Source organism: Micrococcus sp. 63XJN7_6_ISO-PGPR-S23-444 (assembly GCF_058072765.1).
On sequence record NZ_CM176516.1, the window covers coordinates 1167913 to 1193286 of the forward strand.

25 protein-coding genes are annotated in these 25374 nt (G+C 73.4%); 15 read left to right on the forward strand and 10 right to left on the reverse strand.

The annotated features are described in order from the left end of the window. Window positions 1–52: 52 nt before the first annotated feature. Genes AC3RJ9_RS05415 through AC3RJ9_RS05425 form a run of 3 tightly spaced genes read right to left on the reverse strand, consistent with a single transcriptional unit; the run spans window position 53 to window position 2850 of the window. A complete protein-coding gene (locus AC3RJ9_RS05415) occupies window positions 53–1069 on the reverse strand; it encodes a COX15/CtaA family protein (RefSeq protein ID WP_036338548.1) in 1017 nt (338 codons plus the stop codon). Between the two features lie 42 nt (window positions 1070–1111). Beyond that, entirely contained in the window at window positions 1112–1888 is a 777-nt protein-coding gene (locus tag AC3RJ9_RS05420; protein ID WP_036338545.1) for an ABC transporter permease, read from the reverse strand. After that, window positions 1885–2850: an ABC transporter ATP-binding protein gene (locus AC3RJ9_RS05425; RefSeq protein ID WP_248086649.1), complete on the reverse strand. Its 966-nt coding sequence runs from the start codon at window positions 2848–2850 to the stop codon at window positions 1885–1887. Before AC3RJ9_RS05425 ends, AC3RJ9_RS05420 begins: the two co-directional genes overlap by 4 nt. Window positions 2851–2992: 142 nt before the next feature. Here AC3RJ9_RS05425 and AC3RJ9_RS05430 point away from each other — a divergent pair, with 142 nt between their 5' ends. The 5 genes from AC3RJ9_RS05430 (at window position 2993) to AC3RJ9_RS05450 (ending at window position 7613) form a co-directional block, all read left to right on the forward strand. After that, window positions 2993–3685, forward strand: a complete 693-nt coding sequence (locus AC3RJ9_RS05430; RefSeq protein ID WP_225348950.1) for a helix-turn-helix transcriptional regulator — start codon at window positions 2993–2995, stop codon at window positions 3683–3685. Between the two features lie 76 nt (window positions 3686–3761). Next, complete coding sequence (gene sufB, locus AC3RJ9_RS05435) at window positions 3762–5234, forward strand: Fe-S cluster assembly protein SufB (protein ID WP_049158418.1); 1473 nt, start codon at window positions 3762–3764, stop codon at window positions 5232–5234. A gap of 1 nt (window position 5235) precedes the next feature. Beyond that, window positions 5236–6474: a Fe-S cluster assembly protein SufD gene (gene sufD / locus AC3RJ9_RS05440; protein ID WP_095695708.1), complete on the forward strand. Its 1239-nt coding sequence runs from the start codon at window positions 5236–5238 to the stop codon at window positions 6472–6474. Window positions 6475–6520: 46 nt separating this feature from the next. Then, on the forward strand, window positions 6521–7285 hold the full coding sequence (gene sufC / locus AC3RJ9_RS05445) for a Fe-S cluster assembly ATPase SufC (RefSeq protein ID WP_010078702.1): 765 nt from the start codon (window positions 6521–6523) through the stop codon (window positions 7283–7285). Window position 7286: 1 nt separating this feature from the next. Next, the gene (locus AC3RJ9_RS05450; RefSeq protein ID WP_002855327.1) at window positions 7287–7613 is read left to right on the forward strand and encodes a metal-sulfur cluster assembly factor; all 327 of its coding nucleotides are present in this window, start codon (window positions 7287–7289) and stop codon (window positions 7611–7613) included. Between the two features lie 108 nt (window positions 7614–7721). Here AC3RJ9_RS05450 and ypfJ read toward each other — a convergent pair whose 3' ends face one another. Next, window positions 7722–8669, reverse strand: coding sequence for a KPN_02809 family neutral zinc metallopeptidase (gene ypfJ, locus AC3RJ9_RS05455; RefSeq protein ID WP_063189234.1), 948 nt, complete (start codon window positions 8667–8669; stop codon window positions 7722–7724). Window positions 8670–8791: 122 nt separating this feature from the next. Here ypfJ and abc-f point away from each other — a divergent pair, with 122 nt between their 5' ends. Continuing rightward, the gene (gene abc-f, locus AC3RJ9_RS05460) at window positions 8792–10390 is read left to right on the forward strand and encodes a ribosomal protection-like ABC-F family protein (RefSeq protein ID WP_144825459.1); all 1599 of its coding nucleotides are present in this window, start codon (window positions 8792–8794) and stop codon (window positions 10388–10390) included. A 30-nt stretch (window positions 10391–10420) separates the two neighbouring features. Here abc-f and AC3RJ9_RS05465 read toward each other — a convergent pair whose 3' ends face one another. From AC3RJ9_RS05465 to AC3RJ9_RS05475, 3 genes are read right to left on the reverse strand one after another with little or no spacing between them, the layout of a single operon-like run. Continuing rightward, window positions 10421–11338, reverse strand: a complete 918-nt coding sequence (locus tag AC3RJ9_RS05465; RefSeq protein WP_063189228.1) for an SURF1 family cytochrome oxidase biogenesis protein — start codon at window positions 11336–11338, stop codon at window positions 10421–10423. Next, on the reverse strand, window positions 11335–11706 hold the full coding sequence (locus AC3RJ9_RS05470; protein ID WP_248086651.1) for a hypothetical protein: 372 nt from the start codon (window positions 11704–11706) through the stop codon (window positions 11335–11337). Before AC3RJ9_RS05470 ends, AC3RJ9_RS05465 begins: the two co-directional genes overlap by 4 nt. Then, on the reverse strand, window positions 11703–12170 hold the full coding sequence (locus AC3RJ9_RS05475) for a DUF3099 domain-containing protein (RefSeq protein ID WP_095695712.1): 468 nt from the start codon (window positions 12168–12170) through the stop codon (window positions 11703–11705). Before AC3RJ9_RS05475 ends, AC3RJ9_RS05470 begins: the two co-directional genes overlap by 4 nt. A 171-nt stretch (window positions 12171–12341) precedes the next feature. On the opposite strand from AC3RJ9_RS05475, the gene AC3RJ9_RS05480 reads away from it, so the two are divergent. Further along, the gene (locus AC3RJ9_RS05480) at window positions 12342–13088 is read left to right on the forward strand and encodes a beta-ketoacyl-ACP reductase (protein WP_095695713.1); all 747 of its coding nucleotides are present in this window, start codon (window positions 12342–12344) and stop codon (window positions 13086–13088) included. Window positions 13089–13125: 37 nt separating this feature from the next. Then, entirely contained in the window at window positions 13126–13884 is a 759-nt protein-coding gene (locus AC3RJ9_RS05485) for an SDR family oxidoreductase (protein WP_095695714.1), read from the forward strand. 73 nt (window positions 13885–13957) lie between these two features. On the opposite strand, the gene serB is transcribed toward AC3RJ9_RS05485, so the two are convergent. After that, the gene (serB, locus tag AC3RJ9_RS05490) at window positions 13958–14794 is read right to left on the reverse strand and encodes a phosphoserine phosphatase SerB (RefSeq protein ID WP_041103833.1); all 837 of its coding nucleotides are present in this window, start codon (window positions 14792–14794) and stop codon (window positions 13958–13960) included. Between the two features lie 86 nt (window positions 14795–14880). Here serB and AC3RJ9_RS05495 point away from each other — a divergent pair, with 86 nt between their 5' ends. From AC3RJ9_RS05495 to AC3RJ9_RS05520, 6 genes are all read left to right on the forward strand, one after another. Further along, complete coding sequence (locus AC3RJ9_RS05495) at window positions 14881–15705, forward strand: ABC transporter ATP-binding protein (protein WP_052520061.1); 825 nt, start codon at window positions 14881–14883, stop codon at window positions 15703–15705. Continuing rightward, window positions 15702–16547 (forward strand): sulfite exporter TauE/SafE family protein, encoded by an 846-nt coding sequence (locus AC3RJ9_RS05500; protein WP_036315227.1) that lies wholly within the window; start codon window positions 15702–15704, stop codon window positions 16545–16547. Before AC3RJ9_RS05495 ends, AC3RJ9_RS05500 begins: the two co-directional genes overlap by 4 nt. After that, window positions 16540–17382 carry a TrmH family RNA methyltransferase gene (locus AC3RJ9_RS05505; protein ID WP_144826639.1) on the forward strand — a complete coding sequence of 281 codons (843 nt, stop codon included), beginning with the start codon at window positions 16540–16542 and terminating at the stop codon, window positions 17380–17382. The genes AC3RJ9_RS05500 and AC3RJ9_RS05505 overlap by 8 nt, the downstream gene beginning before the upstream one ends. A 109-nt stretch (window positions 17383–17491) precedes the next feature. Then, window positions 17492–17749: a type B 50S ribosomal protein L31 gene (locus AC3RJ9_RS05510; RefSeq protein ID WP_036336843.1), complete on the forward strand. Its 258-nt coding sequence runs from the start codon at window positions 17492–17494 to the stop codon at window positions 17747–17749. Between the two features lie 103 nt (window positions 17750–17852). After that, window positions 17853–18911, forward strand: a complete 1059-nt coding sequence (lplB, locus tag AC3RJ9_RS05515) for a lipoate-protein ligase small subunit (RefSeq protein WP_159833149.1) — start codon at window positions 17853–17855, stop codon at window positions 18909–18911. A 388-nt stretch (window positions 18912–19299) separates the two neighbouring features. Continuing rightward, on the forward strand, window positions 19300–19929 hold the full coding sequence (locus AC3RJ9_RS05520) for a hypothetical protein (RefSeq protein WP_241252405.1): 630 nt from the start codon (window positions 19300–19302) through the stop codon (window positions 19927–19929). Between the two features lie 79 nt (window positions 19930–20008). On the opposite strand, the gene pepN is transcribed toward AC3RJ9_RS05520, so the two are convergent. Both pepN and glgC read right to left on the reverse strand, forming a co-directional pair. Further along, on the reverse strand, window positions 20009–22657 hold the full coding sequence (pepN, locus tag AC3RJ9_RS05525) for an aminopeptidase N (RefSeq protein WP_206495729.1): 2649 nt from the start codon (window positions 22655–22657) through the stop codon (window positions 20009–20011). A 103-nt stretch (window positions 22658–22760) separates the two neighbouring features. Continuing rightward, window positions 22761–24005, reverse strand: coding sequence for a glucose-1-phosphate adenylyltransferase (glgC, locus tag AC3RJ9_RS05530; RefSeq protein ID WP_036383376.1), 1245 nt, complete (start codon window positions 24003–24005; stop codon window positions 22761–22763). Window positions 24006–24118: 113 nt separating this feature from the next. Between glgC and glgA the strand changes: the two genes are divergently transcribed. After that, a complete protein-coding gene (glgA, locus tag AC3RJ9_RS05535) occupies window positions 24119–25315 on the forward strand; it encodes a glycogen synthase (protein WP_044658928.1) in 1197 nt (398 codons plus the stop codon). Window positions 25316–25374 lie beyond the last annotated feature (59 nt).

The window sequence follows — 25374 nt, forward strand, 5'->3', positions numbered from 1 at the left end:
ACGACGACGGCCCCGCACCAGACGGTGCGGGGCCGTTCGCGTGCGCGGGGCGTCAGCCCGCGGCGACGGTGCGCGTGGGGGCGGCGGCCTCGACCGGGACACCCGGCCCGGCCGTGACGTAGCGGGCGACCTGGCGGTCCCAGGTCTCCGTCGCGGCGGCCACGAGCAGGGCAGAGCCCAGCATGTGCAGCAGGACCACGCCGATCGGCAGGCCCGTGAAGTGCTGGGTGTAGCCCACGGCGGCCTGGAACACGAGGGCGAGCAGGAGCCGCAGCACGGCGGCGCGCTGCAGGCGGGAGGCGCCGGCCGCGCGGCGCACCGTGAAGAACAGGACGAGGGTGGCCGCCAGGAGCAGGTACACCGGGACCACGTGGGCACGCGTGACCAGCAGCGGGTCGAACTCGTGGCGCGGCGAGCCGGGGTCGCCGGAGTGCGGGCCCGTGCCGGTCACCACGGTGCCCAGGTACACGGCGGCCCACGTCAGCGCGAACGCCGCCCAGGCGGCGGCACGGGACCGGCCGGTGGTGGCGCCGTCCACGAGGGGCACCCCCGCCCGGCCGGCACGGCGCTCGGCGGCGATGCGCACCACGAGCAGGGTCGCCACGGCCACCATGATCGAGGACACGATGAAGTGGCCGGCCACCCACCACGGGTTCAGATTCGTCAGGACCACGACGCCGCCCACGAGGGCCTGCGCGGGAATGCCGGCCAGCAGGCCCACGGAGAGCCAGAAGGGGCTCCGGTGGGTGCCGCGCAGGTTCCACAGGGACAGGAACATGGCGGCGGCGATGACCACCAGGACGAACGTCAGCGTCCGGTTGCCGAATTCGATGTAGCCGTGGATGCCCATCTCCGGGGTGTTGGTGAGGGACTCGGGCGAGCACTTGGGCCACGTGGGGCAGCCCAGGCCGGAGCCGGTGAGGCGCACGGCGCCGCCGGTGACGATGATGCCGATCTCGGACGCCAGGGACGCCACGGCGAGGGCCATGGTGGCCTTCGAGAGGCGCTGCGGCAGACGGGCGGCGAGTCCGGCCGGGGCGGTCCGGGCCGCGGGGGTGGTGGTGGACACGGTGTCCTTCCGATCGTTCGATGCAGGGGGACGGGGAACGGTTCAGGGCCGCCAGCGGAACCAGCGGAGCGCGGCCGCGACGGCCACGGCGCCCCACAGGGTGAGCACGAGCAGGGGGACGGGCGACCAGGACCCGTCCAGGAGGGCGGCCCGCAGGGCCGTGCCCAGCGCGCCGGAGGGGAGCAGGTCCACGCCGGGGACCCGGGCGGGGAACACCGTGCCGCCGACGGCGCCGAACAGCACCCACAGCAGGTTGGCGACGGCGAGGGTCGCCTCCGGCCGGGCCGTGCCGGCGAGCAGCAGCCCGAGGGCCGTGAAGGCGGCGGCCCCCAGTGCGAGGGCGACCAGGGCCGGCAGGATCCCCTCGGGGTCCGGACGCCACCCGAGCGCCAGGCCGACGCCGCCGATCACGCTCACCTGCACCAGCAGGAGGGCCACCACCGCCAGGGCCTTGCCGGCGACGAGGCCGAGCGTGCCCAGCGGGGTGGTGGCCAGGGCGGCGAGCACGTCGTAGCGACGCTCGAAGCCCGTGGCGATCGCGGTGGCCGTGAACGCGGAGCTGATCACGGCCAGGGCGAGCACGCCGGGCACGGCCACGTCCAGGCCCGATCGGCCCGGGGCGTCGAGCAGGCCGGTGACGTGCACGCCCACGAGCGCGAGCAGGGGCAGCACCACGGTCACGAGCAGCTGCTCGCCGTTGCGCAGCGCGGTGCCGGTCTCGTAGCCGGCCTGACGCAGGACGCGGGCGGCCAGCGGGGCGGCGCCCGCGTGGGCTCCGGTGCCGGCCGGGGCGCGGTGGTCGACGACGGGCGTGCTCATGCGGCGGTCTCCCGGAGGATCTGCTCGAGGCGCAGTCCGGCGCGCTCGAATCGGGTGGGCATCAGGGCGTGCTCCCGCCAGCTCGCCGCGAGGACGGCCAGGTCGTCCGGGCCGCGGACGCCGGCCACGCGCAGGCGGGCGGACTCGCCGAGGCCGGCCGCGCGCAGCGGCGCGGGCAGGGTGTCGGCCCAGGCGCGGACGGCCTCGGGGGAGGCGTCGCCGAAGTCCACGTCGACGACGTCGCCCTCGGCCACGCGCGTGAGCTCGGCCAGCGAGCCGGAGCGCACCACGCGGCCGGCGCGCAGGATGGCGACGTCGTCCGCGAGCCGCTCGGCGTCGTCGAGCAGGTGCGTGGTCAGCAGCACGGCGGCGCCGCGGTCGGTCTGTTCCCGCACGACGTCGTGCACGACGGGCCGGGTCTCCGGGTCGAGGCCCGCGGTGGGCTCGTCGAGGAACAGCATGTCCGGCCGGCCGACGAGGGCGGCCGCGAGCGCGACGCGCTGGCGCTGGCCGCCGGAGAGGCGGCGCAGGGGGCGGCCGGCGACGTCGGCGATCAGCAGGCGCTCCAGCAGCGGCTCGACGGGCAGCGGGTCGCGGTACAGGGACGCCACGTGGCCGACGAAGCGGCGGGCGGGGATCGCGGGCGGCAGGCCGCCCTCCTGCCACATCACGCCGATGCGGGCGCGCAGGTCGGCGGAGGCCCGCCACGGGTCTGCGCCGAACACGCGCACGGAGCCGGCGTCGGGCCGGTCCATGCCGTGGCAGAGGCCCAGGGTGGTGGACTTGCCGGCCCCGTTGGGGCCGAGCAGCACCGTGACGGCGCCCGCACGGGCGGTGAGGTCGACGCCCCGCAGGACGGGGGTGCGGGACCGGCCGCGGCCGAGGCTCCGGTGGACGTCGCTCAGGCGCAGGACGGGCTCGTCGCGCGGCACGGGATCCGGGGTCAGGGGAGGTCGGGGCACTGTGCCAGTCTAGTCCTCGGGCCCTGCGACCCCGGCTCGTGGGGCCGGGGGCGCCCGGTCTGACGCGCGTTCCGCCGCGGGCGTCATCAAGCCAGGCGAGCCTCACTTGAACCGTTCCAGATCAATAGGTCATGATGGCGTGGTGTATTCGGATCAGTCTGCGTCGCCCCCCGCTCCGGCCCCGGCCGAGGGCACGCGCGAGCGTGTGCTGCAGCTGGTCCTGACGCGTGGACCCGTGAGCGCGGCCGAGATCGGTCGCGAGCTGGAGCTGACCGCCGCTGCCGTGCGCCGCCACCTGGACGCGCTCGAGGAGGACTCGCTCGTCGAGGTCAAGCGGGTCACCGCGGCCCGCGGCGCGGGACGGCCCTCCCGCCGCTACGTGGTCACCTCGCACGCGCAGGAGCACCTGCCCAAGGACCACCTCGCCGTCGCCCTGGACACCCTGGCCCGCCTCGAGGAGCTCGGCGGGGAGGAGGAGGTGCGCCGCGCCGCGCGCCACGCCTTCCGTGAGATCGAGGAGCGCTTCACGGCCGCCGTCGGCGGCCGGGAGACCGCGCTGCAGGACCGCACCCGGATCCTCGCCCGGGTCCTCGACGAGGCCGGCTACGCCGGCACGCTGCGCCACTTCGGCGCGGGCCTGGCGCCCACCCTCCGCGCGGACCAGGTCTGCCAGGGGCACTGCCCGTTCCAGGGAATTCCCGCCCGCCATCCGGAGTTCTGTGAAGAGGAGACCGCGCTGTTCGCCCGCCTGCTCGAGGTGGACGTGCGCCGGCTCTCGACCCTCGCCGCCGGCGCCCACGTGTGCACCACACATGTGCCGCTGGGCCGCGACTGAGCCGCGCGGGCCTCGCTCCGGCTCCCGCCGACCACCCGACCGACCCCGACTGCAGTGACTAGTGAGAGAGGCTGAGATGACCGACCAGATCGTCCAGCGGGACTCCGCGGAGACCGCCGACCCCGGCGTGATCCAGGAGATCCTCGACAAGAACCCCGAGCTCAACGCCATCGGCGCCTACCAGTACGGCTGGGCCGACTCCGACGCGGCCGGCGAGAAGGCCGTCCGCGGTCTGAACGAGGACGTCGTGCGCGACATCTCCGGCAAGAAGGACGAGCCGGAGTGGATGCGCAACCTGCGCCTCAAGGCCCTCAAGTACTTCGAGCGCAAGCCGATGCCGGCGTGGGGCCCGGACCTGTCCGGCATCGACTTCGACAACATCAAGTACTTCGTGCGCTCCACCGAGGGCCAGGCCAAGACCTGGGAGGACCTGCCCGAGGACATCCGCAACACCTACGAGCGCCTGGGCATCCCCGAGGCCGAGCGCGAGCGTCTCGTGGCCGGCGTCGCCGCCCAGTACGAGTCCGAGGTCGTCTACCACCAGATCCGCGAGGACCTGGAGGAGCAGGGCGTCGTGTTCCTCGACACCGACACCGCGCTCAAGGAGCACCCGGAGATCTTCGAGGAGTACTTCGGCACCGTGATCCCGGTCGGCGACAACAAGTTCGCCTCCCTGAACACGGCCGTGTGGTCCGGCGGCTCCTTCGTGTACGTGCCCAAGGGCGTGCACGTGGAGATCCCGCTGCAGGCCTACTTCCGCATCAACACGGAGAACATGGGCCAGTTCGAGCGGACGCTGATCATCGCGGACGAGGACTCGTACGTGCACTACATCGAGGGCTGCACCGCCCCGATCTACCAGTCCGACTCGCTGCACTCGGCCGTCGTGGAGATCGTGGTGAAGAAGAACGCCCGCGTGCGCTACACCACCATCCAGAACTGGTCCACGAACGTGTACAACCTCGTGACCAAGCGCGCCGTGGTCGAGGCCGGCGGCACCATGGAGTGGATCGACGGCAACATCGGCTCCAAGGTGACCATGAAGTACCCGGCCGTGTACCTGACCGGCGAGCACGCCACCGGCGAGACCCTCTCCGTCGCGTTCGCGGGCAAGGACCAGCACCAGGACACCGGCTCCAAGATGGTGCACATGGCCCCGCACACGAACTCCTCGATCGTGTCCAAGTCCGTGGCCCGCAGCGGCGGCCGCGCCGCCTATCGCGGCCTGGTGCAGATCGCCGAGGGCGCGAACGGCTCCGCGAACTCGGTGGTGTGCGACGCCCTGCTCGTGGACACGGTCTCCCGCTCCGACACGTACCCGTACATCGACATCCGCGAGGACGACGTGACCCTCGGCCACGAGGCGACCGTCTCGAAGGTGTCCGAGGAGCAGCTCTTCTACCTCATGAGCCGCGGCATGTCCGAGGACGAGGCCATGGCCATGATCGTGCGCGGCTTCATCGAGCCGATCGCCCGCGAGCTGCCCATGGAGTACGCGCTCGAGCTCAACAAGCTGATCGAACTGCAGATGGAAGGATCGGTGGGCTGACATGACCGACACCGTGGAGAACACCCAGCGGACCATGATCCCGGGCATGGGCGAGGAGGGCGAGAAGCTCACCGTCGCGCAGAACCCGGCCGCCCGGGCCGGGGGCCGGGAGCGCAACGCCGCGGGCTCGCGCGCCGATCGCCTCAGCTCCTTCGAGCTGTCCGACTTCCCCGTGCTCACGGGGCGCGAGGAGGACTGGCGCTTCACCCCGCTCAAGCGCCTGGGCGGGCTGCACCTGCCCGAGGGCGACGACGCGCGCCTGACCGGTGCCGCGCCCGCCGTGGCCGTGGCCGAGCAGGCCGGCGTCACGGTGGAGACCGTGGCCCGCGACGACGCCCGCGTCGGCTCCGTCCTGACCCCCGACGACCGCGTGTCCGCCGCGGCCTGGAACTCGGTCTCCGAGGCCACCGTCGTCACGATCTCCGGCGAGGTCGCCGAGCCGGTGCGCATCGACGTCGTCGGCTCCTCCGCCGACCCGGCCGCGATGCACCTGACCGTGCTCGTGGAGGAGAACGCGCAGGCCGACGTCGTGATCGCCCACCGCGGCACCGCCGTGCTGGCCCAGAACGTCGAGTTCGACGTGCGCCGCGACGCCCGCCTGAACGTGGTCGCGCTGCAGGCCTGGGAGGGCGATGCCGTGCACGTCTCGGCCCAGCAGGCCTCGGTCGCCACGAACGCGCACTTCAAGCACGTGGCCGTGTCCTACGGCGGCGGCGTGGTGCGGCTGACCCCGACCGCGCGGTTCGCCGCCGAGCGCGGTGAGGCCGAGATGTACGGCCTGTACTTCGCCGACGCCGGGCAGCACCTCGAGAACCGCCTGTTCGTGGACCACAACCAGCCGGACTGCGTCTCGAACGTGCTCTACAAGGGCGCCCTGCAGGGCACGGACGCGCGCACCGTGTGGGTGGGCGACGTGCTGATCCGCAAGGAGGCCGAGGGCACGGACACGTACGAGAAGAACCAGAACCTGCTGCTCTCCGACGGGGCGCGCGCGGACTCGGTGCCGAACCTGGAGATCGAGACCGGCGTGATCGAGGGTGCGGGCCACGCGTCCGCGACCGGCCGCTTCGACGAGACCCAGCTGTTCTACCTGATGGCCCGCGGCATCCCCGAGACCGAGGCCCGCCGCCTGATCGTGCGCGGCTTCCTCAACGAGATCATCCAGAAGATCGGTGTCGGCGACGTCGAGGACGAGCTGACCGCCGTCATGGAGGACGAGCTCCGCATCGCGCAGCTCTGACCGACGCCCCGCAGACCCCACCGCCTTCCACCCGAGGAGAACCACCATGGCAACCCTGCAGATCACCGACCTGCACGTGCAGATCGCGACCGAGAACGGCCCCAAGGAGATCCTGAAGGGCCTCTCCCTGACCATCGAGACGGGCGAGACCCACGCGATCATGGGCCCGAACGGCTCCGGCAAGTCCACCCTGGCCTCGACCATCGCCGGCCACCCGCGCTACGAGGTCACCTCCGGCTCCATCACCCTCGACGGTGAGGATGTGCTGGAGATGAGCGTCGACGAGCGCGCCCAGGCCGGCCTCTTCCTGGCCATGCAGTACCCCGTGGAGATCCCGGGCGTCACCATGACCAACTTCCTGCGCACCGCGAAGACCGCGCTCGACGGCCAGGCCCCCTCGCTGCGCACCTGGACCAAGGACGTCAAGGGCGCCTTCGAGGCCCTGCAGATCGACCCGGCGTTCATGAACCGCAACGTCAACGAGGGCTTCTCCGGCGGCGAGAAGAAGCGCGCCGAGATCCTCCAGCTCGAGCTGTTCAAGCCCAAGTTCGCGATCCTCGACGAGACCGACTCCGGCCTCGACGTCGACGCGCTGCGCATCGTCTCCGAGGGCGTCAACCGCGCCCAGGCGCAGAACGAGATGGGCACCCTGCTGATCACCCACTACACGCGGATCCTCAACTACATCAAGCCGGACCACGTGCACGTGCTGGTGGACGGCCGCGTCGCCGAGTCCGGCGGCCCGGAGCTCGCCGAGCAGCTCGAGGCCGAGGGCTACGCCCGCTTCGAGAAGGCCGCGGCGGGGGCCTGAGATGACGGAGACCACGAACCAGGCGCCCACGGAGGACATCCGTGAGGCCCTCAAGGACGTGATCGACCCGGAGCTGGGCGTCAACGTCGTGGACCTGGGCCTGCTCTACGGGCTGCACTACGCCGACGACGGCGCGCTGCTCGTGGACATGACCCTGACCACCGCGGCCTGCCCGCTCACGGACGAGATCGAGGACCAGGTCTCCCGCGCGATCGGCACCATGGTGGACGAGTGGCGGCTGAACTGGGTCTGGATGCCCCCGTGGGGCCCCGAGCGGATCACCGAGGACGGGCGCGACCAGATGCGCGCCCTTGGCTTCAACATCTGATCCGGTCCGGACGACGACGGCGGCCCGTCACCTTAGCGCAGAAGGTGACGGGCCGCCGTCGTGGTGGGGGAGTGCGGACGGGCCGGCAGGCGCCCCGGCGCTCCGGGCTCAGATGTCCAGGGAGGAGGCCCGGAACGTGTCGCACTGGCGGATGTCCGGCTCCTGCTGGGAGCTCTGGTAGCCGCGCATGAACCAGGCCATGCGCTGCTCGGAGGTGCCGTGCGTGAACGCCTCGGGGTCCACCCGGCCGGTGTGGGTGGACTGGATGCGGTCATCGCCCACGGCGGAGGCCGCGTCGATGGCCTGGCGCAGCTGGTCCTGCGAGATCGGCTTCAGGAACGGCGCACCGGACTCGGGGTCCACGGTGGAGGCGGCGTGCCCGGCCCACATGCCGGCGAAGCAGTCGGCCTGCAGCTCCGCGCGCACGGCGCCGGAGGTGGGGCCGGTGGTCCCGTCCTTCGAGTGCTGCAGGTAGCCGGTGACCTGCTGGACATGGTGGCCGTACTCGTGCGCCACGATGTACTCCTCCGCCAGCGGTCCGCCCTCGGCGCCGAAATCGGTCTGCAGCGTCTCGAAGAACGCGGTGTCGAAGTACATGGACTCGTCCGCCGGGCAGTAGAACGGGCCCGTGGCCGAGGAGGCGCTGCCGCAGCCGGTGCTCACGCCGCCCTGGAACAGGGTCAGCTGCGGCTGGCGCCACTGGATGTCCGAGAACTGGGCGAGGTACTCGCCCCAGAACTCGTCCGCGGCCTCGGTGGTCGCGACGACGCGGCAGTCCGTGTTCTGGTTGGCGTCCGCACCGCTGGCGCACGCCTCGTCCGAGAGGGGCTGGCTCTGGCCGCCCGAGCCCGTCTGCTGCTGGTACTGACTCTGGCCGACGGACCCGCCGCCCGTGTCGATCCCGAGCTGCTCGGCCAGCCCGGGGGCGAAGATCGCGAGCAGCAACGCGAGCAGGCCGCCGCCACCGCCGATGGCGATGCCCCGGCCCCCCAGCCCGCCGCCACCGCCCGATCGGGCCCGGCCGGCGTCGATCTGCACGTTCTCGTTGAAGCTCATGGGGCCAGAGTGTAGACGGACTAGACTGGCCCGGCACCGCACTGGCCCCCGCCCGTCGAGATCGGCCGGGCCCCGCCGATGCACCCCTGTTCTTCCCTCGACCCCTGGAGTCTGACACCCCCATGCTGACCGTCACCGATGTCGAACTGCGCGTGGGCGCCCGTCTCCTCATGGACGAGGTGAACTTCCGCGTGGACAAGGGGGACAAGGTCGGCCTCGTGGGGCGCAACGGCGCCGGCAAGACGACGCTGACCAAGGTCCTGGCCGGCGGCGGGCAGCCCACGGCGGGCACCGTGACCCGGACCGGGCGCATCGGCTACCTGCCCCAGGACCCCAAGGTCGAGGACATGGACCAGTCCGGCCGCGACCGCATCCTCTCCGCCCGCGACCTGGACCAGACCATCCGCCGCATGCGCGAGGCCGAGGCCGGCATGGCCGCCGTCGACGACGCCGAGCGGGAGCGGGCGATGAACCGCTACTCCCGCCTGGAGGCGGAGTTCGAGGCCCGCGGCGGCTACGCGGCCGAGTCCGAGGCCGCCCGGATCACGTCCAACCTCGGCCTGCCGGACCGCGTCCTGGACCAGCCGCTGCACACCCTCTCCGGCGGCCAGCGCCGCCGCGTGGAGCTCGCCCGCATCCTCTTCTCCGACGCGGACATCCTGCTGCTGGACGAGCCCACCAACCACCTCGACCACGACTCGATCGTGTGGCTGCGCGACTACCTGAAGACCTACTCCGGCGGCCTCCTGATGATCTCGCACGACGTCGAGCTCATGGAGATGACCGTGAACAAGGTCCTCTACCTGGACGCGAACCGGCAGACCATGGACGTCTACAACATGACGTGGAAGAACTACCTCGCCCAGCGCCAGCAGGACGAGGCGCGCCGCCGCCGGGAGTTCGCCAACGCGGAGAAGAAGGCCTCAGCCCTCATGGCCCAGGCCGAGAAGATGCGCGCCAAGGCGACCAAGGCCACCGCCGCGCAGAACATGATCAAGCGCGCCGAGCGGCTCATGCGCGGCGTCGAGGGCGAGCGCGCGGTCGACCGCGTGGCCGCGATCCGCTTCCCCACCCCGCAGGCCTCCGGCAAGACGCCGCTGCGCGCCGAGAACCTCTCCAAGTCCTACGGCTCGCTCGAGATCTTCACGGGAGTGGACCTGGCGATCGACCGCGGCTCGCGCGTGGTGATCCTGGGCTACAACGGCGCCGGCAAGACGACGCTGCTGCGCATGCTCGCCCGGGAGGAGACCCCGGACACCGGAGAGGTCCAGGCGGGCCACGGGCTCAAGCTGGGCTACTTCGCCCAGGAGCACGACACCCTGGACCAGGACGCGTCCGTCCTGGACAACATGCGCCACGCCGCCCCGCAGCTCGGCGACACCCAGGCGCGCACGCTGCTCGGCTCGTTCCTCTTCCAGGGCGACGACGTCGACAAGCCCGCCCGCGTCCTCTCCGGCGGCGAGAAGACCCGCCTGGCGCTGGCCACGCTCGTGGCCTCGAGCGCGAACGTGCTGCTGCTGGACGAGCCCACGAACAACCTCGACCCCGCCAGCCGTGAGGAGATCCTCCACGCACTGCGCCAGTACGAGGGCGCCGTGGTGCTCGTGACCCACGACGAGGGCGCCGTCGAGGCGCTCGACCCCGAGCGCGTGGTGGTGCTGCCGGACGGGGTCGAGGACCTCTGGAACGACGACTACAGGGACCTCATCACCCTCGCCTGAGTCCGCGGGCCGCCGAGGCGGAGGGCCGGCTCAGTCGAAGAGCGCGTCCTCGGCCTCCTCGTCCGTGAGCCGCCCGTCGCGCCGCCGCCGGGCCGGCTTGGCGCGGGGGACCCGGTGCGCGGAGAGCAGCCCGTCGTCCGCGGCGTCGTCGAGGGCGTCGGCCCGGTCGTTGCGCGCGCGCATCCACGCGGAGTACCCCCACACCCCGAAGCCCATGGCCGCGAACAGGTACCACTGGATCGCGTAGGACAGGTGCGGGCCCTCGTCCAGGGTGGGCTCGACGAGCTTCTGCGGCATCGACTCCACCGCCGGGTCCTCCGTGACCATGATCCCGTAGGCCGTCCCGGCCACGGGCCCGCCCACGGTGTCGGCGATCTCGGTGAGGTCGATCGAGGGCACCTGGCCGTCCGGGGCGTCGCGGTCCAGGGCCGGCTCCCCGGGCTTGACCCGCACCACGACCTCGGCGTGGCCGGCGGGCGGGGCCGGCACGGCGTCCGGCTGACCCGGGGTGTTGCCCACCGGGAGCCAGCCGCGGTCCACCACGACGACGGGGCCCTCGTCCGTCCGGAACGGCACGAGCACCTCGTAGCCGGGCTGGCCGGCGCGGGGACGGTTGCGGACGATGAGCGTCTCGTCGACGAGGTACTCGCCGGTCAGTGTCACAGGCGTCCACTCGTCCTCGGTCTGGAACGCGGTGAACAGCCGGGAGGCCTCGGCGAACGGGACCGGGTCGTCGTCGTAGTTCTCCAGGACGCGGTTGACGCGGTGCTGGACCTCCACGCGGCGGTCCCACTGCCACTGGGCGAGCGCGTGGCACAGGAACGCGAAGAGGATGCACACCACGAAGCCGAGGATCCACGGGCCGGTGGCGAGGAAGCCGAAGCGCAGGGGAGGCAGGCGTTCGGCGTCGCGGGCGGTCGGGGCCGTCATGGGGGCGGGGGTGCTCATGGGCGCGGGGGCTCCTGCGGGGTCTCGGGCGTCTCGACCTCGGGCGCCTCCGTGGCGGGCGGGTCGAGTGGGCGGGAGCGCCGCAGGAAGCCGCGGGCGCTCAGGAAGTCGTCCAGGAAGGGCCGATGGTCCGCGCAGGCCAGCCAGGTCTTCACCCGGTCCGGGGCGTGGACGCGCGGGTTGTTCCACTCCAGGGCCCAGGTCGCCTCCGCGGTGCAGCCGCGACGCGAGCAGACCGGCCGCTCGGGCCCGTCCGCGGCGGCGTGCGGGGATCGGGTGGCGGAGGCACCCGCGGCGGGGTCGAGGCGGCCGGCCGCGAGGGCGCCCAGCAGGTCCACGTCCGGCTCGCCCGGGCCCGCCCCGATCACGCGGCGCCCCGTCCAGGCAGGCCGGGACCGCCGGCGGACGAGGACCCTCGGCCCAGCGCCCGGGGCGCACGGTCGCGCGGGTCGTCCACGAGGTCGCCGGTGAGCACGACCGGCTCGGGCGCCGCCGTGTCGTCGGGGCGGGGGGCCAGGGCCGGTCCCTGGGTGGGCACGGCGCGCAGGGTGCCGGCCTGCTGCGGGCCGGTGTTGTTCACGCGCACGACGGCGACGTAGGGCAGCACGACCGCGCCGAGGATGAACCCGAGCTGCCACCAGCCGTGGGTGAAGAGCGCGGCGACGAAGCAGGCGGTGCGGAGCAGCATCTGGACCAGGTAGACCTTCATGCGCGCCTCCCGGTCCGCGCTGCGGCCGGCGGCGGCGGTGGTGACCCCCTGGACCTCCGGTGTCGTCCCGCGCCCGGCGCGGGCGGGACGGCCGGCTCGGGAGCTGGCGGCGGAGCTGGTCATGGCGCATCCTCCTGGCACGTCGCGCCCTGCGGAGGGCCCCCGCGCGGCCGCGGACGTAGAGTGGTGGTTCACATGCCGGCGCGATCGCCCTCGGCGGCGTCCCGCAGGACGGCGTCGACGGCGCCGCGCCGGTGCTCCAGTCTAGTCCCGTCCCGTCCGGAAGGTGTTCCCATGGCCGATCAGACCACCACGCCCGCAGCGGACGCACAGGCCGCCGGCCGCAGCGTCCTCGTCACGGGGGGCAACCGCGGCATCGGCCTGGCCATCGCCCGGGCGTTCGCCGCGAACGGCGACCGCGTGGCCATCACCTCCCGCTCGGGGGAGGGGCCGGAGGGGGTCCTCGCGGTCCGGGCCGACGTGACGGACGCGGCCTCCGTGGACGCGGCCTTCCGCGAGGTCGAGGAGGCCCACGGCCCGGTCGAGGTGCTCGTGGCCAACGCCGGGATCACCCACGACCAGCTGCTGCTGCGCATGTCCGAGGATGACTTCACCTCGGTGATCGACACGAACCTCACCGGCGCCTTCCGCGTAGTGCAGCGCGCCACCAAGGGCATGATGCGCCTGAAGCGCGGCCGCATCGTCCTGATCTCCTCCGTGGTGGGCCTGCTCGGCTCGCCCGGCCAGGTCAACTACGCCGCCTCCAAGTCCGGCCTCGTCGGGATGGCCCGCTCGATCACGCGCGAGCTCGGCGCGCGCGGCGTGACCGCGAACGTCGTGGCCCCCGGCTACATCGACACCGAGATGACGCAGTCCCTCGACGACGAGCTCAAGGCCCAGTACAAGACGTCCATCCCGGCCGGCCGCTTCGCCGACCCGGAGGAGGTGGCCGGCGTCGTGCGCTGGCTGGCCTCGGACGAGGCCGCGTACATCTCCGGGGCCGTGATCCCCGTGGACGGCGGCCTGGGCATGGGCCACTGACGACCACCGACCGCTGAGCAGACAGGAAGCACAGAACATGACCGAGCAGGACCTGGCCGGACGCGGCGTCGTCGTCACCGGCTCCTCCCGCGGCATCGGAGCCGCCACCGCCGAGCTGCTGGCCGCCCGCGGCGCGGGCGTCGTGGTGAACTACCGCCAGAAGGCGCCGCGCGCGAACAAGGTGGTGCAGAAGATCGAGGAGGCCGGCGGCCGCGCCGTGGCCGTGGGCGGCGACGTGACCGTCGCCGAGGATCGGGCCGCGCTGCTGGACGCCGCCGTGGAGCACTTCGGCTCACTCGACGTGCTCGTGCTCAACGCCTCGGGCGGCATGGAGTCCCAGTTCGGCGAGGACTACGCCCTGAAGCTCAACCGTGACGCCCAGGCCGCGCTGGCCGACGCCGCGCTCGAGCGCATGGGTGCCGGCGGGCAGATCGTGTTCGTGACCTCCCACCAGGCGCACTTCATCGACGAGGTCGCCACGATGGACTCCTACGAGCCCGTGGCCCGCTCCAAGCGCGCCGGCGAGGACGCCCTGCGCGAGCGCATCCCCGCGTTCACCGAGAAGGGCGTGGGCTTCGTGGTGGTCTCCGGCGACATGATCGAGGGCACCATCACCGCCACCCTGCTCGACCGCGCCGAGCCAGGTGCCATCGAGGCCCGCCGCGAGGCCGCCGGCAAACTCTACACCGTGGAGGAGTTCGCCGCCGAGATCGCCTCCCTCGTGGGCCGCGAGGGCCTCGAGGTCGGCCACACCGAGCTCGTGGGCGGCGCCGAGGACTTCCTCGGGCAGGACTGAACCCCACCACACCCCAGACGACGAGGGCCGGATCCGTGGGATCCGGCCCTCGTGACCTCCGGGAGCGGACGCCTCAGAGACCGAGGAGCCACCGCAGGGGGGTGAAGGAGGGCACGTCGACGACGACGTCCGCGTGCTCCCGGAGGATCGGCTTCGCGCACAGCGCCACGCCGCAGCCGGCCGCCTCGAGCAGATCGATGTCGTTGGCGCCGTCGCCCACGCCGACGGCCTGCTCGGGGGTGAGCCCCGCGTCCTCGGCCCAGGCGCGCAGCATGGCGGCCTTCGCCGCGCGGTCCACGACGTCGCCGAGCACCTTCCCCGTCAGGTGCCCGTCCCGCACCTCGAGCTCGTTGGCGCAGTAGGCGTGCACGCCCCACGCCTCGGCCAGCGGGGCGAGCACCTGGGTGAAGCCGCCGGAGACCGCGCACACCCGGCCGCCGGCCGCGGTGACGGCCTCGATCAGCGCGAGGGCTCCGTCGGTGGGCCGGATGGCCCGCACCACGTCCGCCACGACGCCCACGGGCAGCCCCGCGAGCGCCTCGACGCGCGCGTGCAGCGAGGCGGCGAAGTCGAGCTCACCGCGCATCGCCCGCTCCGTCACCTCGGCGACCTCGGCCTCGCGGCCGGCGTGGGCGGCGAGCAGCTCGATGACCTCCTGCCGGATCAGCGTGGAGTCCACGTCCGTCACCACGAGGGGCGCCGGCGCGGCGGCGACCGTCGCCGGCACCGTGAGCACGTCCCACCCGGAACCCGGCTCCGGGGCCGCCGCCCACTCGTCCGCGGCGAAGCGCCAGCCCAGCAGGCCGTCGTCGGTGAGCCGCTCGGCGTCGTCGGGCACGCCGGCCGGGGGCGCGTCCGTGACGAGGAGGGCGGGGTCGGCGGTGACGACGAGGCGGCGCAGGGTGCTCATGCGCGGCATCCTAGGCGGGGGTGCGGGCGCGGCCGGGCGTGCGTCGCATCGGCGACGCGCCGGCCGGCCGGACTAGGCTGGCCCCCATGACCACCCCCGCGCCTCCCGACGACTGGTTCCTCCCGGATGAGGACGCCGTGCTGCAGATGCGCCGCGTGCGCGTGCGCCGCGGCACCACCGACATCCTCGGCCCCCTGGACTGGACGGTCCGCGCGGGGCAGCGGTGGATCGTGATGGGCCCGAACGGCGCCGGCAAGTCCACGCTGCTCCAGCTGGCCGCGGCCCGCCTGCACCCGACCGCCGGCGACGTCGGCGTGCTGGACGAGGTGCTCGGCGCCGTCGACGTGTTCGAGCTGCGCCCGCGCATCGGCCTGTCCTCCGCCCAGCTCGCCGCCCAGGTGCCCGCGAACGAGACCGTGCAGGACGCCGTCGTCACCGCCGCCTACGGGATCACCGGCACGTGGCGCGAGCGGTACGAGACGGAGGATCGCGCCCGCGCGCTCGGCCTCGTGGCGACCTGGGGGCTCTCCCGCCTCGCGCACCGCGCGTTCGGCACCCTCTCCGACGGTGAGCGCAAGCGCGTGCTCATCGCCCGTGCCCTGATGACCGATCCCGAGCTGCTCCTGCTGGACGAGCCCGCCGCGGGCCTGGACCTCGCCGGGCGGGAGGACCTCGTGCGCCAGCTGACGGCGCTCGCCACGGACGAGGACGCGCCCGCGCTGGTCCTCGTCACGCACCACCTCGAGGAGGTGCCCCCGGGTTTCACGCATGCCCTGCTGCTGCGGGACGGCGGTGTCGTGGCGGCCGGGCCCATCGAGTCGACGCTCACCGAGGAGCACCTCTCCGCGGCGTTCGGCACGGACCTGAAGGTGACCCGCACCGGCGGTCGGTACACCGCCGTCGCCCGGTGACGGGGCTGCTGACCGCGCAGCTGCTGGGCATGGACCTGTGGCAGGTCCTGCTCGTGCTGCTCGCGGGGTTCTGGGCCGGCACGATCAACTCGGTGATCGGCTCGGGCACGCTCGTCACCTTCCCGACGCTCGTGGCGGTCGGGTTCCCGCCCGTGACGGCCCAGGTCTCCAACGCGATGGGCCTGGTGGCCTCGGGCTTCTCCGGCACGTACGGGTACCGCCGCGAGCTGGCCCAGTCCCGGGCGCTCCTGCCGAAGCTGACCGTCGCGTCCCTGCTCGGCGGGGTCATCGGCGCCGCCCTGCTCACCACGCTGCCCCCGGCCGTGTTCGGCTACGTCGCGCCGGTGCTGCTCGTGGTGGCCCTGACGGTCGTCGTGCTGCAGCCGCGCATCCAGCGGTGGGTCCGGCGTCGGGCGGAGGACCAGGGACCGACCCCCGGCGCGGACTCTCCCGTGCCGGTGGGCCCCGTGACCCCGACGCTGTGGACGCTCGTGTTCCTGACCGGCATCTACGGCGGCTACTTCGTGGCCGCCCAGGGCGTCATGCTCATGGCGATCTTCGGCGTGCTGCTGGTGGGCGGCACCCTCGTGCACGCCAACGCCGTGAAGACGTGGCTGTCGCTGGTGGTCAACCTCACCGCCGCCGCGTTCTACCTGGTCTTCGCCTTCGACCGCATCGACTGGCGGGCCGTCCTGTTGATCGCGCTCTCCTCGCTCGTGGGCGGGCTCGTGGGCGCGCGGATCGGCCGGCGCATCTCGCCGACGGCGCTGCGCGTCACCATCGTGATCGTGGGCCTGGCCGGGCTGGTGGTCATGGTGATGCGGCAGGTCTCGGGTGGGTGAGGTCGGGACCCGCGAGGTGCGCCTGGAGCGGATCGAGGACCTCGCCGACCCCCGCCTGGCCCCCTACACGACCATGACGGACGCGGCCCTGCGCCGTCGCGTCGACGCGGAGCACGGCGTCTTCCTCGCCGAGTCCTCACAGGTGGTCCGCCGCGCACTGGACACCGGACACACCCCGCGCTCCTTCCTGCTGGGGGACCGCTACCGCGGGTCCTTCGCGGACGTGCTCGCCGCCCATCCGGACGTCCCGGTCTTCACCGGACCCGACGACGTGCTCGAGGCCCTCACCGGCTTCCACCTGCACCGCGGCGCCCTGGCCGCGATGGACCGCCCCGCGCCCCGGCCGCTCGCCGACGTCCTCGCGGGCGCCCGGCGCGTGCTCATCGCCGAGGACCTCGTGGACCACACGAACCTGGGCGCCGTGGTGCGCTCCGCCGTCGCCCTCGGCTGGGACGCACTGCTGCTCACCCCGCAGGCCGCCGACCCGCTGTACCGGCGCGCCATCCGCGTCTCGATGGGCACGGTGTTCCGCCTGCCGTGGGCGCGCCTGCCCGGTCCGGTCGCCGAGTCGCTGCCCGCGCTGCGGGCGGCCGGGTTCGCGGTGGCCGCCCTCGAGGTGACGGAGCGCGCCGTGGGCCTGGACTCCGCTCGGATCGAGCCGCTGCGGACCGCCGAGCGCCTGGCCCTCGTCCTCGGCCAGGAGGGGCCGGGGGTCCGGCCCGACACCCTCGCCCAGACCGACGCCGACGTCGTCATCCCCATGCCCGCCGGCGTCGACTCGCTGAACGTGGCCGCGGCCGCGGCGGTCGCGCTGTGGGAGCTGCGCGCGCGCTGACCGGCCCGGGTGCGGTAGAGTGGGCGGCTGGCCCGCCGTCCGGCGGACCCCCTGACCACACCTCTCGCGCCCCTGGTCCCAATCAGGCGGCTGAAACGAAGGATGCACCATGAAGTCTGAGATCCACCCGGATTACCGCTACGTCATCTTCAACGACCTCGCCTCCGGTGAGAAGATCCTCACCCGCAGCACCGCGAACTCCGAGAAGACCGCGGAGTGGACCGATGGCAACACCTACCCGGTGATCGACGTCGAGATCTCGGCCGCCTCGCACCCGTTCTACACGGGCAAGCAGCGCATCATGGACACCGCCGGCCGCGTCGAGCGCTTCAACGCCCGCTTCAAGGGCTTCGGCGGCAAGAAGTGACCGCGGCGGCCTGAGCCGCGCGCCCACCACGACGACGGGCCCCGCGCCCCCGGAGCGATCCGGGCGGTGCGGGGCCCGTCGCGTCGCCCGTAGGCTGACGGGCATGACGACTCTCCACGGTGAATACAAGGTGATCGGCGGCAAGCTGGTCGCGGCGGACCTGACCCTCGCGGACGGCCGGATCGCGACCGCCAGCATCAACGGCGACTTCTTCCTCGAGCCGGACGAGGCGCTCGAGGACCTCAACGCGGCGGTCACCGGGCTGTCCGCGGACGCCGAGCACCGGGTCATCCGGGAGGCCGTCGAGCGGGGGCTGCGCTCCGAGGCCGAGCTGTTCGGCGTGGACGCCTTCGCGGTCGCCTCGGCCGTGCGTCGGGCCCTCGGCAAGGCGACCACGTGGGGGGACCACGAGTGGGAGGTCATCGGGCCGGAGCCGATGCCGATCGCGCTGACCGTGGCCCTGGACGAGGTGCTCACCCGGCAGGTGGCCGAGGGACGTCGCAAGCCGACCATGCGCCTGTGGCAGTGGAACGAGCCGGCCGTGGTGATCGGCGCCTTCCAGTCGCTCGCCAACGAGGTGGACCCCGAGGGGGCGCGGCGGCACGGCATCAACGTGGTGCGGCGGATCTCCGGCGGCGGCGCGATGTTCATGGAGGCGGACAACTGCGTCACGTACTCGATGCACGTGCCGTCGTCGCTGGTCGACGGGCTGGAGACGGCGGAGACCTACCCGTTCCTGGACGAGTGGACCATGGACGCGCTTTCCCGACTCGGCGTGCACGCGTTCTACCAACCGCTCAACGACATCGCCACGGACCAGGGGAAGATCGGCGGCGCCGCGCAGAAGCGGGTGGGCACGGCCGGGCTCCTGCACCACGTGACGATGAGCTACGACATCGACGCGGACAAGATGCTCGAGGTGCTGCGCATCGGCCGGGAGAAGCTGCGCGGCAAGGGCGTGACCTCGGCGAAGAAGCGCGTGGACCCGCTCCGGCGCCAGACCGGCGTCTCCCGCGCCGAGATCTGGGAGACCATGATGACCACCTTCGAGGAGCGCTACGGCGCCCGCCGCGTCGAGCTGGACGAGGCCACCCGTGAGGAGGCCGAGCAGCTGGCCCGCACCAAGTTCACGACCCCCGAGTGGACCGCGCGGGTGCCCTGAGCCGCCTGACGGCGTCCCGGCACCGTCCGGCACGCTTCCGTCCGGGGGCGGTTTGCGGTGGTATTCGACGTGAGTACCGCCCGAAACCGCCCCCGACGCGTCGAGGTGTGGCGGGGCGGCTCTGTCAGGATCGGACCATGACCCCCGACGACGACGCCCCCGTCCGCCTGATCGCCCGCTCCGACGCCCCGGGGCGCCCACGGTCGACCGTGGACGTCCACTGCGCCCTCGAGCTGGAGCTGGCCTCCGGCCGCCGCGTGCCTCTGCTCACGGACCGCGGCTGGACGAGCCGGGCGGCGGCCGCACGCCTGCCCAGGAGGAGACGCGACACTGGGACGCGCTGGCAGCGGTCGCGGCCGAGGCCGGGGTGCCGGTGGGGGCCGCAACGTTGCGCGAGCTGCCGCTCGTGGGGGAGACCTCGCCCGAGCTGGCCGCCCTCGTGGACCGGGCGCACCGCGAGGCCCGCGCCCTGAACCGGCTGCTCGGCGTCCACCCGCTGGCCCTCGGCACGGTCGCGCCGGCCGACGTGCTGGGCGCCGACGCGACCGCCGCGCTGCGGACCGGGCTGGCCGCGGGACTCGGCGTCGCGCCGACGGCGTGGGAGGACCCGGGCGTCGTGCTCGCGCCCGCCGCGGACGCCGGCCCGGAGCTGCTGCACGTGGTCCTGCTGCACACGACCGCGGTGGTCGCCGGGCCACCCGCACTCGTGGCCCGCCTCGCGGACGCCGACGTCTCCGACCTGCTCGACGACGCCTCCCTCGGCGCGCACCTGCGCCGCCCGGTGGAGGACGTGTCGGCGGCCTGGCTCCACGCGGCCGACCGGCAGGCGCTGTCCCTCGACCCGGACGGCGGGGCCGCGCACGTGGCGCGCCACGCCGAACTGACGGCCGTGCTGGAGACGCGGCCCGTCGTCGTCGAGCGGGTGGGGATGCGCGACCGGGACGCCCAGCGCGCCGCCGACGCCGTGGGCCTGCGCCGGGTGGGCCGGGAACGCGTGCTCCGCGTCGCCGCGCCCTGAGCTGGAATGGTCACGACACGCCGCCTCGCCCGAGGGGAGGCGGCGTGTCGTGACCACTCTGCGCGGGAGGACTTACCGCTCAGCCCGCCGGCTGCGCCGCCTGCACGCGCAGGGACCGCCGCAGGGCGTCCGTGTGCTCCACGACCAGGCGCCGCAGGGCCCCCGGGGCGTCGGGGTGCTCGTCCAGCCAGCGCTGGGCCGCGGCCAGCGTCGGGTGCGACTCCTGCGCGTCCGCGTCGCCGGCCACCGCGTCCTGGCGGCCCGGGAACAGCCCGCCGATCGCGCGCGAGGCCAGCCCGTTGGATCGTGAGGCCCACACCGAGGTCAGGCGCGGCCAGAAGCCGGACTCGTAGGGGGCGAGGAGCTCGACCTCGCCCGCGGCGAAGCCGGCCGCCGTGGCCGAGAGCAGGTCGTTGGACAGCTCCGTGCCGGTGGCCGTGCGACCGGACATGACCGCCTCCCACGCCGCGGCCTTGACCTCGGCATCGGGGCGGGCGGCCGTGGCGAGGCGATGCCACGTGACCGTCTGGGCGGTGCGGCCGGCCTCGAGCTCCGCGTCCAGGCGGTCCTGGTCGGCCCGGCCGGTCGCGGCGAGGGCCTGGAGCACGAGCCAGCGCAGCTCCGCGTCGATCGCCAGGCCCGGCGCCGACGTCGCCGCGTCCTCGCCGAGCAGGGCGGCCTCGAGGGCCGCGGCCATCCCGACGTCGGCCCGCGCCAGCGTCGCCCACATGCGGGCCGCGGTGCGCTGGCGGTCGGAGCCGGCCTCGAGCGTCCGGGTCTGTTCGGCCAGCACCTCGCCCAGCCGGGCGCGCAGCGCGTCCCGGTCCTCGGCGCGGGCGTACTGGCCCACGGCCGCGGCGGCCTGCGCCAGCACCTGCGCGTGCACGCCCACGGTCGCGATCCGCGCGGACAGCGTCGCCACCGCGTCCAGGAACCGGGCGACCGGCAGCTCGCCGTCGCGGGTCATCGACCACAGGGCGGCCCACACGGTGGCCTCCGCGAGCGGGTCCGCGATGGGGTGCGTCAGGGCCGCGCGCAGCGAGCCCGCGTCGAGCGCGACGGCGGCGTAGGTGAGGTCCTCGTCGTTGGGCAGCACGAGGCGGACGCCCCCGGGCACCTCGAGGTCCGGCAGGGGCACGGCCGCGCCCTCCGCCCCACCCGGCACATCGGCGGTGACCTGGGCGGTGCGGCGCAGGACGCCGTCCTGCCCGGGCGTGAAGACGCCGACCTTCAGCACGTGCGGGCGGAGGATCGGCCCGCCCGTGACCGGGTCCGCGCCCTCCTGGCGCAGCACCGGGGCGTCGCCGTCGACGTCGACCCGCAGCCGGGGCACGCCGGAGGTGTGCAGCCACGCGTCCGCCCACGCGCGCATGTCCCGCCCCGAGGCGGCCTCGAGGACCGCCATGAAGTCGGCGAGGGAGGCGTTGCCCCACGCGTGGGCGGCGAAGTAGCGATGTGCGGCGTCGAGGAACGCGTCACGGCCCACGTAGGCGGCCAGCTGCTTGAGCACGGAGGCGCCCTTGGCGTAGGTGATCCCGTCGAAGTTCTGACGGGCGGCCTCGAGGTCGACGATGTCCGCGACGATGGGGTGCGTCGTCGGCATCTGGTCCTGCACGTACGCCCAGGCCTTGCGGCGGGACGCGAAGGTCACCCACGCGGTCCGGAAGTCGGTGGCCTCGTCCACGCCGAGGGCGCCCATGTAGTCCGCGAACGACTCCTTGAGCCACAGGTCGTCCCACCAGTGCATCGTCACGAGGTCGCCGAACCACATGTGCGCCATCTCGTGCAGGATCACGTTGGCGCGGCCCTCGTACTGGACCGCGGTGGCCCGCGAGGTGAACACGAAGTCCTCGGTGAAGGTCACGAGGCCCGGGTTCTCCATGGCGCCGAGGTTGTACTCGGGCACGAACGCCTGGTCGTACTTGCCCCACGGGTACGCGACGCCGAAGAGGTCGTGGAAGAACGTCAGCCCCCGCTTCGTCACGTCGAACACGGCCTCGGGGTCGAACGCGTCGGCCATCGTGCGCCGGGTGAACAGCCGCAGCGGCACGGCCTGCGCACCGCTGGCCGGGTGACCGTCCCAGGCGTCCTCCCACTGCGCATAGGGGCCGGCGAGCAGCGTCGTGATGTAGGTGGACTGGGGGAGCGTCGGGGCGAACTCCACCCGGACGACACCGTCCCCGGTCGGCGTCCGGGAGACCTCCGGCCGGTTCGAGGCCAGCACCCAGTCCTCGGGTCCGGTGAGGGAGAAGGTGAAGGCGGCCTTGAGGTCCGGCTGCTCGAAGTCCGGGAACACGCGGCGCGCGTCGGCGGGCTCGTACTGGGTGTAGAGGTAGACCTCGCCGTCGGCGGGGTCCGTGAAGCGGTGCAGGCCCTCGCCCGACCGGGAGTACACGGACCGGCCGACCAGCTCGACCACGTTCTGCGCCGCCAGGTCGGGCAGCAGCACCCGGGCCTCGCCCACGACCTCGGCCACGTCCAGTGCCGTGCCGTTGAGGGTCACCGACTCCACACCGCCGTGGATCCAGTCCAGGTGGGTGTCCGCGCCCGGCTCGGCGCACGAGAAGCGGATCACGGTGCGGACCGGATAGGTGTCGGTCGCGGCGTCCCGGGCGTCGGAGAGGTCCACGTCCACGACGTAGTCCTGCACCGTGAGCAGGCGGGAGCGGTCCGCGGCCTCAGCGCGGGTGACGTTGGTGGCGTCGAGGTCGGGGGTGGTGTCGGTCAAGGCGAGCCTCCGGTCGGGGATCCAGCGGGGACGGCGACGCGCGGACACACCGGGGCGTGCCCGCGCGTCGGCGGTGGTCCGGGACCGGCGGCCCGGGGCCGCGTCAGTGCGGCTTCGGGACGGGCTGGCCCTTGGAGAGCACCGTCAGGCCGGATTCTGTCACGGTGTAGCCGTTCGCCTCGTCCTCGGCGCGGTCGAAGCCGATGCGCGCTCCCGGGGGCACGACCACGTTCTTGTCCAGGATCGCGTTGCGCACGTGGGCCCCCTCGCCGATCACGACGGAGTCCAACAGCACCGACTGCTCCACCCACGCCTCGTTGTGCACGCGCACGTCCGTGGAGAGCACGGACTGGGCCACGGTGCCGCCGGAGATGACCACGCCCTGGGAGAGGATCGAGTCGTTCGCCGAGCCGGGGCGGCGGGTGGATGAGCGCACGAGCTTGGCGGGCGGGGAGACGGACTGGCGGGTGTAGAGCGGCCACTCGCGGTTGTAGAGGTTGAACTCCGGCCACGGCTGCACCAGGTCCATGTGCGCGTCGTAGTAGGAGTCCAGGGTGCCGACGTCCCGCCAGTAGTGCTTGCCGGCCGTGCCCCCGGGCACCTCGTTGGCGGTGAAGTCGTACACCCCGGCCTCGCCACGCTCCACGAACAGCGGGATGATGTCCCCGCCCATGTCGTTGTTCGACTCGGGGTTCTCCTCGTCCTGGTTCAGCGCCGCCACGAGGGCGTCGGTGTCGAACACGTAGTTGCCCATCGAGGCCAGGAACTGCGTGGGGTCGTCCGGCAGGCCGGGGGTCGTCTCCGGCTTCTCCACGAACGCCGAGATCCGCGTCCTGTCCTGTGGGTCCGTCTCGATCACCCCGAACGAGGAGGCCAGCTCGAGCGGCTGGCGCACCGCGGCCACGGTCGCCTTGGCGCCCGAGGCGATGTGCTGGTCCACCATCTGCTGGAAGTCCATGTGGTAGACGTGGTCCGCGCCGATGACGACGACGATGTCCGGCCGTGCGTCGTGGATCAGGTTCATGGACTGATAGATGGCGTTCGCGCTGCCCGTGAACCAGTCCTTGCCCCGGCGCTGCTGTGCCGGCACGGAGGCCACGTAGTTGTTCAGCAGCGTGGACATCCGCCACGTCTCGGAGATGTGGCGGTCCAGCGAGTGCGACTTGTACTGCGTCAGCACGACGATCTCGCGGTACCGGCTGTTGACCAGGTTGGACAGCGCGAAGTCGATGAGGCGGTACGTGCCGCCGAACGGGACGGCCGGCTTGGCACGGTCGGCCGTCAGCGGCATCAGGCGCTTGCCCTCACCGCCCGCCAGCACGACCGAGAGGACCTTCTTCTGCACCATCTGCGTCACTCCTCGTGAGCCGGGTCGTCGCGACCCGCACGCGTGCTCGGGGCGTGCGGGGCATCCGTGCCGCCAGACTATCGACCCCCGCCGGGCTGAACTAGGTTGGGGGCGTGCGCATCGACATCGTGAGCAAAGAGTTCCCCCCGTCCATCTACGGCGGTGCCGGCGTCCACGTCGCCGAGCTGACCCGTGTCCTGGCCTCCCGCGCCGACGTCCGCGTGCACGCCTTCGGCGCGCCGCGCGACCCGGACTACCACGGGGCCCGCGTCCTGACGTACCCGAACCCGCCCGGGTTCGACGCCGCCAACGGGGCCGTGCAGACCCTGGCCACCGACCTCACGATCCTCGGCGACCTCGAGGGCGCCGACGTCATCCACTCCCACACCTGGTACGCCAACCTGGCCGGCCACCTCGGCAAGCTCCTGCACCAGACCCCCCACGTCCTCTCCGCGCACTCCCTCGAGCCGCTGCGCCCCTGGAAGGCGGAGCAGCTCGGCGGCGGCTACGCCCTGTCCAGCTGGGCCGAGCGCACGGCGTACCTCGGGGCGGACGCGGTCATCGCGGTCTCGGACGGCATGCGCCGGGACATCCTGGCCTGCTACCCGGACGTGGACCCGGCGAAGGTGCACACGGTCCACAACGGCATCGACACGCAGGTCTGGACCCCGCAGACCGGCACCGCCGCACTGGAGAAGTACGGAATCGACCCGGACAAGCCCTCCGTCGCGTTCGTCGGCCGCATCACGCGCCAGAAGGGCGTGCCCCACCTGCTCCGTGCGGCCCTGCGGCTGCCGGAGGACGTCCAGCTCGTGCTGTGCGTGGGCGCCCCGGACACCGCGGAGCTGGCGCACGAGGTGAACGAGTTGATCTCCGAGCTGCGGCGCACCCGCCAGGGCGTCGTCGTGATCGAGGGGATGATCCCGCGCCACGAGGTGATGGAGATCCTCACGGCCGCCACCGTGTTCGCCTGCCCCTCGGTCTACGAGCCGCTGGGCATCGTCAACCTCGAGGCGATGGCGTGCGGCACCGCCGTCGTCGCCTCCGCCGTGGGCGGCATCCCGGAGGTCGTGCAGGACGGCGAGACCGGCCTGCTCGTCCCCTTCGAGCAGGTCGACGACGGCACGGGGGCGCCCGTGGACGAGGAGAGGTTCGCCGCCGACTTCGCGGCCGCGCTCACCCGCGTCGTGGAGGACCCGGAGCGCGCCCGCGCGATGGGTGAGGCCGGCCGGGCCCGCGCGATCGAGCACTTCTCGTGGGAGACCATCGCGGAGCGCACGATCGAGGTCTACGAGGCCGTGCTGCGCTGAGCCCGCCCGACCACGCACACGGGCCCCCGCCACCGCGAGGTGACGGGGGCCCGTGTGCG

What these genes read in the sequence shown, in the direction of transcription:
- AC3RJ9_RS05475 (WP_095695712.1), bottom strand. Translation starts at nt 12,170, where the DNA reads ATGACCAGCTCCGCCGCCAGCTCCCGAGCCGGCCGTCCCGCCCGCGCC.
- sufD (WP_095695708.1), top strand. Translation starts at nt 5,236, where the DNA reads ATGACCGACACCGTGGAGAACACCCAGCGGACCATGATCCCGGGCATG.
- AC3RJ9_RS05495 (WP_052520061.1), top strand. Translation starts at nt 14,881, where the DNA reads ATGACCACCCCCGCGCCTCCCGACGACTGGTTCCTCCCGGATGAGGAC.
- AC3RJ9_RS05465 (WP_063189228.1), bottom strand. Translation starts at nt 11,338, where the DNA reads ATGAGCACCCCCGCCCCCATGACGGCCCCGACCGCCCGCGACGCCGAA.
- AC3RJ9_RS05450 (WP_002855327.1), top strand. Translation starts at nt 7,287, where the DNA reads ATGACGGAGACCACGAACCAGGCGCCCACGGAGGACATCCGTGAGGCC.
- serB (WP_041103833.1), bottom strand. Translation starts at nt 14,794, where the DNA reads ATGAGCACCCTGCGCCGCCTCGTCGTCACCGCCGACCCCGCCCTCCTC.
- lplB (WP_159833149.1), top strand. Translation starts at nt 17,853, where the DNA reads ATGACGACTCTCCACGGTGAATACAAGGTGATCGGCGGCAAGCTGGTC.
- sufC (WP_010078702.1), top strand. Translation starts at nt 6,521, where the DNA reads ATGGCAACCCTGCAGATCACCGACCTGCACGTGCAGATCGCGACCGAG.
- AC3RJ9_RS05480 (WP_095695713.1), top strand. Translation starts at nt 12,342, where the DNA reads ATGGCCGATCAGACCACCACGCCCGCAGCGGACGCACAGGCCGCCGGC.
- glgC (WP_036383376.1), bottom strand. Translation starts at nt 24,005, where the DNA reads ATGGTGCAGAAGAAGGTCCTCTCGGTCGTGCTGGCGGGCGGTGAGGGC.
- AC3RJ9_RS05420 (WP_036338545.1), bottom strand. Translation starts at nt 1,888, where the DNA reads ATGAGCACGCCCGTCGTCGACCACCGCGCCCCGGCCGGCACCGGAGCC.
- ypfJ (WP_063189234.1), bottom strand. Translation starts at nt 8,669, where the DNA reads ATGAGCTTCAACGAGAACGTGCAGATCGACGCCGGCCGGGCCCGATCG.
- AC3RJ9_RS05510 (WP_036336843.1), top strand. Translation starts at nt 17,492, where the DNA reads ATGAAGTCTGAGATCCACCCGGATTACCGCTACGTCATCTTCAACGAC.
- sufB (WP_049158418.1), top strand. Translation starts at nt 3,762, where the DNA reads ATGACCGACCAGATCGTCCAGCGGGACTCCGCGGAGACCGCCGACCCC.
- AC3RJ9_RS05485 (WP_095695714.1), top strand. Translation starts at nt 13,126, where the DNA reads ATGACCGAGCAGGACCTGGCCGGACGCGGCGTCGTCGTCACCGGCTCC.
- abc-f (WP_144825459.1), top strand. Translation starts at nt 8,792, where the DNA reads ATGCTGACCGTCACCGATGTCGAACTGCGCGTGGGCGCCCGTCTCCTC.